The 7,870-nt window shown below is 50.0% G+C and carries 10 protein-coding genes and 1 riboswitch; all 10 genes read left to right on the top strand.

Annotated elements, in window-relative coordinates; all coding sequences use genetic code 11:
• Positions 1 to 191: aspartyl-phosphate phosphatase Spo0E family protein (locus AC1DUA_RS20170; protein WP_477501475.1), on the top strand; the 191-nt coding region annotated here is incomplete at its 5' end.
• A 61-nt stretch (positions 192 to 252) separates the two neighbouring features.
• Complete coding sequence (locus tag AC1DUA_RS20165; RefSeq protein ID WP_477501474.1) at positions 253 to 783, top strand: hypothetical protein; 531 nt, start codon at positions 253 to 255, stop codon at positions 781 to 783.
• Positions 784 to 814: 31 nt separating this feature from the next.
• A riboswitch (cobalamin riboswitch) is annotated at positions 815 to 976 on the top strand.
• Positions 977 to 1,128: 152 nt separating this feature from the next.
• Positions 1,129 to 2,148, top strand: coding sequence for an ABC transporter substrate-binding protein (locus AC1DUA_RS20160; RefSeq protein ID WP_477501473.1), 1,020 nt, complete (start codon positions 1,129 to 1,131; stop codon positions 2,146 to 2,148).
• Positions 2,149 to 3,186: a FecCD family ABC transporter permease gene (locus tag AC1DUA_RS20155; protein ID WP_477501472.1), complete on the top strand. Its 1,038-nt coding sequence runs from the start codon at positions 2,149 to 2,151 to the stop codon at positions 3,184 to 3,186. It abuts the gene before it with no gap.
• A 5-nt stretch (positions 3,187 to 3,191) separates the two neighbouring features.
• Entirely contained in the window at positions 3,192 to 3,968 is a 777-nt protein-coding gene (locus AC1DUA_RS20150) for a heme ABC transporter ATP-binding protein (RefSeq protein ID WP_477501471.1), read from the top strand.
• A gap of 25 nt (positions 3,969 to 3,993) precedes the next feature.
• On the top strand, positions 3,994 to 5,073 hold the full coding sequence (gene cobT / locus AC1DUA_RS20145) for a nicotinate-nucleotide--dimethylbenzimidazole phosphoribosyltransferase (RefSeq protein ID WP_477501470.1): 1,080 nt from the start codon (positions 3,994 to 3,996) through the stop codon (positions 5,071 to 5,073).
• 27 nt (positions 5,074 to 5,100) lie between these two features.
• The gene (cobU, locus tag AC1DUA_RS20140; protein ID WP_477501469.1) at positions 5,101 to 5,670 is read left to right on the top strand and encodes a bifunctional adenosylcobinamide kinase/adenosylcobinamide-phosphate guanylyltransferase; all 570 of its coding nucleotides are present in this window, start codon (positions 5,101 to 5,103) and stop codon (positions 5,668 to 5,670) included.
• Positions 5,671 to 5,680: 10 nt separating this feature from the next.
• Positions 5,681 to 6,529: an adenosylcobinamide-phosphate synthase CbiB gene (cbiB, locus tag AC1DUA_RS20135; RefSeq protein ID WP_477501468.1), complete on the top strand. Its 849-nt coding sequence runs from the start codon at positions 5,681 to 5,683 to the stop codon at positions 6,527 to 6,529.
• A complete protein-coding gene (cobS, locus tag AC1DUA_RS20130) occupies positions 6,505 to 7,335 on the top strand; it encodes an adenosylcobinamide-GDP ribazoletransferase (protein WP_477501467.1) in 831 nt (276 codons plus the stop codon). The genes cbiB and cobS overlap by 25 nt, the downstream gene beginning before the upstream one ends.
• A 17-nt stretch (positions 7,336 to 7,352) precedes the next feature.
• Positions 7,353 to 7,870: aminotransferase class I/II-fold pyridoxal phosphate-dependent enzyme (locus AC1DUA_RS20125; protein WP_477501466.1), on the top strand; the 518-nt coding region annotated here is incomplete at its 3' end.

Below are 7,870 nucleotides of genomic sequence, written 5' to 3'. Positions count from 1 at the left end.
GGTTGACTAAGCGTGCTAAGAAACGTAACTCCCTTAACTTATTAGAAGAAGAGATTCATTCTCTGCGGCGCAGGTTGGAACAGATGGTTCTAGACGGGGAAGAAATGACTTCCGAATCCGTTGTGGAGCTCAGTACGATACTTGATCTCAAAATAAATGAATATATGAATAATTGGAAGAAAAGTCGGTGAAAACCGACTTTTCTCGCGACTATCGATATATTTAGATCGTATACGGAGGTTCTTTTACAACATGAAATTGAAATTGCTAATGGTAATGCTGGTGTCGGCACTTATGGTGATGCTTGCGGGTTGCGGAGGACCGAAGCCGGATGTTTCTATATTTGTAATGGGTCAAAATGGTTTTCCAAGTGATGCAGGTGAGAAGCTGGAAGCGTCTTTAAAATCGAAGATCGGTGAGGTTCCTACCGTCAAGCTGAATACATCTCCCATTTTCTCCATGGAAAAAATGGTCGTTGAATTGGCGGCAGGTGGAAACGGCATCTTTATACTTGCAGATGACCAATTTAAAGCATTAAGTCAACAAGCTGGGTTCGTATCATTGGATGAGACGATTAACCCTTCTGATTATCCGGACGGGGTTGTCGAAATCGCAGAAGAGGGCAAGCCTGCCGAAAAGCACCTGTATGGGATTCCGCTCTCAGGGAACAAGTGGATGAAAGAGCAAGGATTTGAAGGGAAAGGGCTAATTGCCTTCATTCCTGTCAATGCTCCGAAGTTGGAGGAAGCTAAGCAAGTACTTAAGGTTATTGCACAAAAGTAGCAAGAAGGCTATAATCGACAATTAGATTGATAGTCAAATATGCAGCCATTGGTGCTGGCAACGAATTCAGACATGAAGATCATTGCCGCTTAAAAGGGAAGCCGGTTAAAGTCCGGCGCGGTCCCGCCACTGTAATCCGGAAGGGAAAGTACTGCCGGAGAGCCAGGATACCTGCCATGGTGCCGTTACGACATCCTTCGAGGAAAAGGATCGCTTTAAATCAGGAGGCAACGGATTCGTTGCTGAGCACCACGATTTATCGTCCCCTTTGTTCCTTAGGAACAGAGGGGCTTTTTTATTAAGAGTTCAATCGAAGTCACATGTTTCAGTGAAAGGGGACACATCATGCAAATGAATACAAAAGGGATGAAGAGGGCGCTCATCCTAACGGTTGCTTTAGCGACGGCAGTTAGCTTAGCAGCTTGCGGCAAGCAAGAAGTAGAAATTACCAATCCATCTAAACTTGGCGGAGAAGCAACAACAGCGCCTAGTCCTTCAGCTTCAACAGCTGCGACATCCAAAAAGACAACGTATCCGCTGAAAATTAAAGATGCAACGGGGAAAGAATTCACATTCGACAAGGCACCAGAGCGGATAGCATCTGTTTCGCCTGCAGAAACGGAGGCTCTATTTGCTCTTGGATTGGATGCTAATATTGTCGGTGTATCTGATCTCGATGATTATCCGGATGCAGCGAAGTCAAAGCCCAAATTAGGCAGTATCACGAAGCCCAACCAGGAAGCTTTGATCGCCACTAATGCGAATATCGTATTTACAGGTATTTCTATGAAAGCAGACACTGTTGAGAAGCTGCGCGAATCGAACATTAATGTGTTTAAAGTGGAGCCGAAAACACTGGATGATGCTATTGCGAACATTGAAACTTATGGTTTGATTACAGATCGTCAGGAACAAGCCGAGAAAATAGTCTCGAAAATGAAAGCGGATCGTCAGAAGGTTGTCAGCGCCGTGAAAGACGTCAAGCAAGAAAATAAGAAAAAAGTATACATAGAATTCAGCCCAGGCTGGACAGTTGGCAGCGGGGAATTCATGGATGAGCTGATTAAACTTTCAGGTGGTATTAATGTRGCTGGCGACGGCAAAGGCTGGTACCAAATCAGCGAAGAGAAAATCATCGCGCAAAACCCTGCTGTTATTCTCTTTGCGAACGGTGTCGTAGATACAAAAAGCAAGAAGTCGCTGGATGAAATTATTCGCACGCGAAGCGGTTGGGATGCCATTGAAGCTGTGAAAAACAAACAGGTAATCGGTCTTGACCAGAACCTGCTGAGCCGTCCGGGGCCGAGATTGACCGATGGACTGCTGGAAATGGCGAAAGGCATTTATCCTGAACTGGTGAAATAAATGAAAAAAAAACTAATGCTATGGGGAGGAGTAGGAGTTATACTCCTTCTTCTTTCTATTCTGGCAAGTTTATCGCTGGGAACGGCCAATCTCCCAGTCCTCCAAATTGCGGGCATTCTAGGGAAGCACATTCCTTGGGCAGGTGACTATATTGACGTCAACTGGCAGCAATCATCGGAGCAAATCATCAATAAGGTGCGTTTACCTCGCGTACTACTAGGGATTCTTGTAGGTGCGTCCCTCTCCGTTGCTGGAGTTGCTTTCCAGGGCGTGCTGCGCAATCCGCTTGCAGATCCTTATGCGCTGGGAGTTTCTTCAGGCGCTTCGGTTGGAGCAGCGTTTTTAATTTATTTTGGGCTGCAGATGGCTTTGTTTGGGCAATGGTCGATTCCGATTGTTGCTTTTGTGACGGGACTTATCTCACTTTTCCTCGTTCTTAAGCTGGCTCAGATTGATGGGAAGCTCAAGATGGAGACGCTTATTTTGTCCGGCGTTGTCATGCAGGCTTTTCTTGGCGCGATTGTTTCCTTTATGGTGTCGATTTCCAAGCAGGTGATTAATGAAATTGTTTTTTGGTTAATGGGCAGCTTGGCGATGCGGGGCTGGCCGTATATAACGATTATCTCGCCTTATTTAGTCATAGGTTTAGTAATATTGCTTAGCTATGCAAGATCATTGAATTTGCTTGCGCTAGGAGAGCGGCAGGCCTCCCATTTGGGAGTTAATGTCGAACGTACGAAGCTGATTGTGCTAATTGTAGCTACCTTTATTACGGCAGCGGCTGTCTCTGTAGCAGGCGTTATCGGTTTTGTCGGGCTTATCATTCCGCACTTAGTACGTCTAATCGTCGGTCCGGACTATCGTCTCATTATTCCTTTATCCGCGATAGGAGGAGGCATTTATGTCTTGTGGGCGGACACGCTCGCACGTACATTGCTAAGTCCAACGGAGATTCCGCTAGGTGTTATCACAGCGTTTTTGGGCGCGCCATTTTTTGCTTATTTGCTACATAAGGATAAGAAAACGTTAAGAGGTTGAAAAAGATGATTAAAGTGGAGCAGCTATCCCAGAGCTTTCATGAACGGTTGGTACTTGAAAATATAAGCTTCGAGGTCCAACAGGGCGAGTTTTTTGGTATTATTGGGCCAAATGGCAGCGGGAAATCGACGTTACTTCGTCTCCTTTCCGGGATTGATCCRGTTAAAGAAGGTTCGGTAGAGCTGGAGGGTCGACCAATATCTGCGTATTCGCGCAAGGAATTAGCCAGATGGCTGGCTGTTTTGCAGCAAGATGCACTGCCACCCGTAGGTTTTACGATTCGTGAAGTCGTGGAAATGGGCCGTTATCCCTTTCAGAATTGGCTGGGAGAGGATATAGCGGAAGCGGAGCAACTAATCGAAGCCATTATTCGGAAGCTGCATCTGGAGCCCCTTGTTGAGAGGACGATTGAGCGTCTTAGCGGCGGTGAGAGGCAGCGGGTAGCGCTTGCGAAAGTCATGGCTCAGCAGCCGCGATTACTCATGCTGGATGAGCCTACAACCTTTTTGGATATTGGATATCAAGTACAGATGATGGATTATATTCGGGAATGGCAGCGTGAGTCGCAGTTAACTGTTATTGCCGTTCTGCATGACTTGAACTTGGCCGCACAATACTGCACAAGGCTAATGGTAATTCATAACGGAGAGTTGGCAGCGATAGGAACACCTGATGAGATCATCACAAGCAAGTTAATTACAGACGTCTATGGAACAGAGCCTATTGTTCTTCAGCACCCAGTGAACCAAGCACCACAGATTTTATTGCAGCCAGGAAAATAATGAACTTGGTAACGGAGGATTAGAAATGAGTAATTTACAGGCGATTATCAGAGTCATCGAACCTATTCATTCAGATGTGGTGAAGCAGGCGAATGATCATTTGAATCAATTGACTAAACCGCAGGGAAGCTTAGGCAAATTGGAAGATATTGCACGCCAAGTTGCTGGGATTACCGGTGAAGTGAAACCGCTTTTTGATAAAAAAGCTGTCATCGTAATGGCTGGAGATCATGGTGTTTGTGAAGAAGGTATTAGCGCTTTCCCCGCGGAAGTCACGCCACAGATGGTGCTGAACTTCCTTCATGGAGGCGCTGCAGTGAATGTGCTTGCCAGACATGCAGGAGCTGACGTTATTTGCGTTGATATGGGCGTTAACGCAGATCTGGAACATCCGAGCCTGGTTTCACGCAAAGTGAGAAAAGGTTCGCGCAACATGGCGCGTGAAGCGGCACTTACATTGGATGAAACAGTGCAGGCGATTGAAGCAGGTGCCTGGTTAGTGGATGACCTGGCGCAGAAGGGTTATCGTCTTTTCGCGACCGGCGAAATGGGGATCGGCAATACAACGGCTAGCGCAGCGATTCTATGCGCACTGGCAGGCGTAGATGCTGAAATATCCGTTGGCCGCGGAACGGGGATTGACGATGCGAAATGGCTGCATAAGCGGTCGGTTGTCAACAAGGCGCTCCACGTGAACGGGCTTCGCCCGGCTAAGGACAACGCCATTGACACAAGCGGCGACTTCGCGCTTGAGGTGTTAAGCAAAGTCGGCGGATTGGAGATCGCCGGACTGGTTGGCGTGATTCTTGGCGCAGCGAAGAATCGTTGTCCGGTTGTCGTCGACGGCTACATCTCGTCGGCGGCAGCGCTCGTGGCGAGCCGATTAGCCCCGCTAAGCGCGTCTTACATGCTCGCCTCGCACTTATCTCAGGAGCAGGGGCACGCGAAGATGCTCGAGGCAGTGGGCCTCTCTGCGATGCTGCAGATGGATATGCGCCTAGGCGAAGGAACAGGCGCAGTGCTTGCCTTTAACTTGATCGAAGCCGCGGGCAAGATCATGAGAGAGATGGCGACATTCGATAGCGCAGGCGTGTCGCGGGAGTAGACAGCATAAGAAGGAGGCGAAGGCGCCATGGCGGTTCTAGTAACGGGCGGCGCGCGCAGCGGCAAGAGCTCTTTCGCTGAGAAGCTCGTGATGCACGGCAGCGAGCGCGGGGTCTATATCGCGACCTCCCACATCTACGATGAGGAAATGAGGGAGCGGGTTCGTCTGCACCAGCAGATGAGGATCAGCTCGGGGTATCCTTGGGATACCCATGAGGAGCCGTTTCGGCTGTGTGAGCTCTTGAAGCAGCTGGACGAGAGCGGCGAGGAGGCGGTAGTCTTGGTCGATTGTTTGACACTCTGGCTAAGCAACTGGCTGCTACAATATGAGGGTGAGCAGGAAGCTTCAACCTTGGTGATGAAGCAAGTTGACAGGCTGGTGAGTGCTGTATCGGATTACCGTGGACAGCTCATCTTGGTTACGAATGAGGTAGGGGACGGCATTGTGCCGGAATACCCGCTTGGCCGCAGCTTCCGTGACTTGGCTGGAAGAATGAATCAGCGGTTAGCTGAGGTATGTGAGCAGGTATTTCTAGTAACGGTCGGGATACCCGTAGAACTAAAAAGATTGGCTTACCGGCTGGACGGAAGCAACTAGCCTTAAGAGCATGGAAGATTTGCTGCGCAAAAAAAGCTATTCGTCTTTGCATGAAAAGTTTAACGGAGTCCTGCTTACAACTACTACTTTGATAGTCAGCACCGGGAGTGTTTTCGTTCTTATTCTAGCCGCTCGCTCGATTCACGAATGGCTAGGTTATGCCGTCTGTACGTGGTTGATATCAACGACGATTGCGATCAAAGGGCTAAAGGATGCCGCTTATCTCGTATACAATCCGCTGCGCAAAGGCGAACTTGCCGACGCTCGCAAGTATACGGGCTACATTGTCGGCCGCGATACGGAATCGCTCGATGAAGAGGAGCTAACGCGCGCGGTTGTAGAAACCGTGGCGGAAAACATCGTCGACGCGGTGATCTCGCCGCTCTTTTATGCGCTGCTCGGCGGAGCGCCGCTGGCTATGCTGTACCGGGCATCGAATACGCTGGATTCGATGGTCGGCTACCGAAATGACCGTTACCGTCATTTCGGCTGGGCGTCGGCCCGCTGGGACGACGCCATGAACTGGATCCCGGCGCGGCTGACCGGCCTCTTGCTGATCCTCGTTGCCCTGCTGCAGCCGGGCCTCTCGGCGAAGCGCGCTGCGGCGGCGATACGCCGCTTCGCGCACTTGCACCCCAGCCCGAATAGCGGAATTCCGGAGTCGGCGGTCGCCGGGGCACTCGGAATTGAGCTTGGCGGGCTGAACATCTACGGCGGCGTCYCCAGCGAGCGCGCCCGCCTGGGTTGGCCGCTGCGTCCGCGGACGCAGCAAGATATCGTCTACGCCGTTAGAATGCTCTACGGCGTTAGCTTTGTAGTGATGGGAGGATTGCTGTGCATACTGCTCGTATTGTTCTAGATTGGCTGCGTGCTTGTATCGCAGCCTTTCAATTTCTAACGCGTTTGCCGATTCCCGTGCAAATTACCTATACAGACCTTGTTTTTCGGCGCAGCGTGATCTTCTATCCGCTAGCCGGCGGCGTGATAGGTCTACTGCTGCTTCTCGCAGGCGAAGGTCTCGGCCTGTTCCTGCCCCCACTCCCAGCAGCCGTGCTGCTTCTGGGACTTTGGGTCGTCCTGACAGGCGGGCTGCATCTGGATGGGCTTATGGATACAGCGGACGGGATTCTCAGCCACAGGCCACGCGAGCAAATGCTCGAAATCATGAAGGACAGCCGTGTTGGAGCCATGGGTGTCATTGTTGCCGTCCTTCATCTGCTTCTCAAGTTCGCGCTTCTCTACACGCTGCTGGAGTCCAATCGGTGGGATGGAGCCACCGATCGTATCGGATACTTGCTGCTGGCGATTGTTCCTATTTGGAGCCGGTGGTTTATGACGGTGGCCATTCAGGGATGGTCTTACGCCCGGAAAGAATCGGGTTTGGGCAGGTTTTTTCAAGGGATAACGAAGTGGCATGTGATCGTTTCGTTAATAGTAGCCCTTCTTACAACTACTCTTTTCATTCAATTTAATGATGCAGCTCTCGACACCGCGATATGGCCTGTCCCTATCTACTTTGCCTGCGCTACATTTGTGGCAGGATGGTTAATTGCGACCTATATAAGCCGTAAATTGGGGGGGCTAACCGGAGATACCTATGGTGCTTTGAACGAGCTGCTTGAAGCGATTCTCCTGCTTGGAGTCATTATTTGTGTAACGCCCTAAAGAAAGGAGTGTCTTTCATGTTAGAACGCTACGGACACGGAGGTGATCTCTGGACAGCTGAAGAAACGTTTGGCCGGCCTAGAGACCAGTTTCTCGATTTTAGCTCAAATATGAATCCATTGGGTCCACCTCCCGCTGTGAAACAATTATTGATGGACGCATGGTCAGATATCGTTAAGTATCCAGATCCTGCTGTTCGTGAATTGCGTAATAAGCTGGCACAGAAATATGATATCGGGGTGGAGAGCATCCTGGTCGGCAACGGGGCGGCTGAGCTGATTGATTTGACAGCGAGAGTATTGAAGCCTTCAGTGACGGGGCTGGCGAGACCGTCTTTTAGTGAATATGAAGAAGCGATCCACAAAACAGGAGGCAGGATTTATAATATCCCGCTGAAATCATCTCATCGCTTTGAGTTGCAGCAGCAGGATGTGGAAGCCGCATTATCGATAGTGGATCTCTTTTTCCTTGGTCATCCCAATAATCCGACAGGCCGGCTGCTCCCTCGTCAGATCGTAGACAGTCTCTTAGACAG

This window comes from Paenibacillus sp. 01T422 (genome assembly GCF_056398785.1).
The sequence above is the reverse complement of the archived record's forward strand: the minus strand, read 5'-3'. Positions and strand labels throughout refer to the sequence as shown.

Coding starts and splice junctions, on each gene's coding strand:
- AC1DUA_RS20165 (WP_477501474.1), top strand. CDS start 253: ATGAAATTGAAATTGCTAATGGTAATGCTGGTGTCGGCACTTATGGTG.
- AC1DUA_RS20155 (WP_477501472.1), top strand. CDS start 2,149: ATGAAAAAAAAACTAATGCTATGGGGAGGAGTAGGAGTTATACTCCTT.
- cobT (WP_477501470.1), top strand. CDS start 3,994: ATGAGTAATTTACAGGCGATTATCAGAGTCATCGAACCTATTCATTCA.
- cobU (WP_477501469.1), top strand. CDS start 5,101: ATGGCGGTTCTAGTAACGGGCGGCGCGCGCAGCGGCAAGAGCTCTTTC.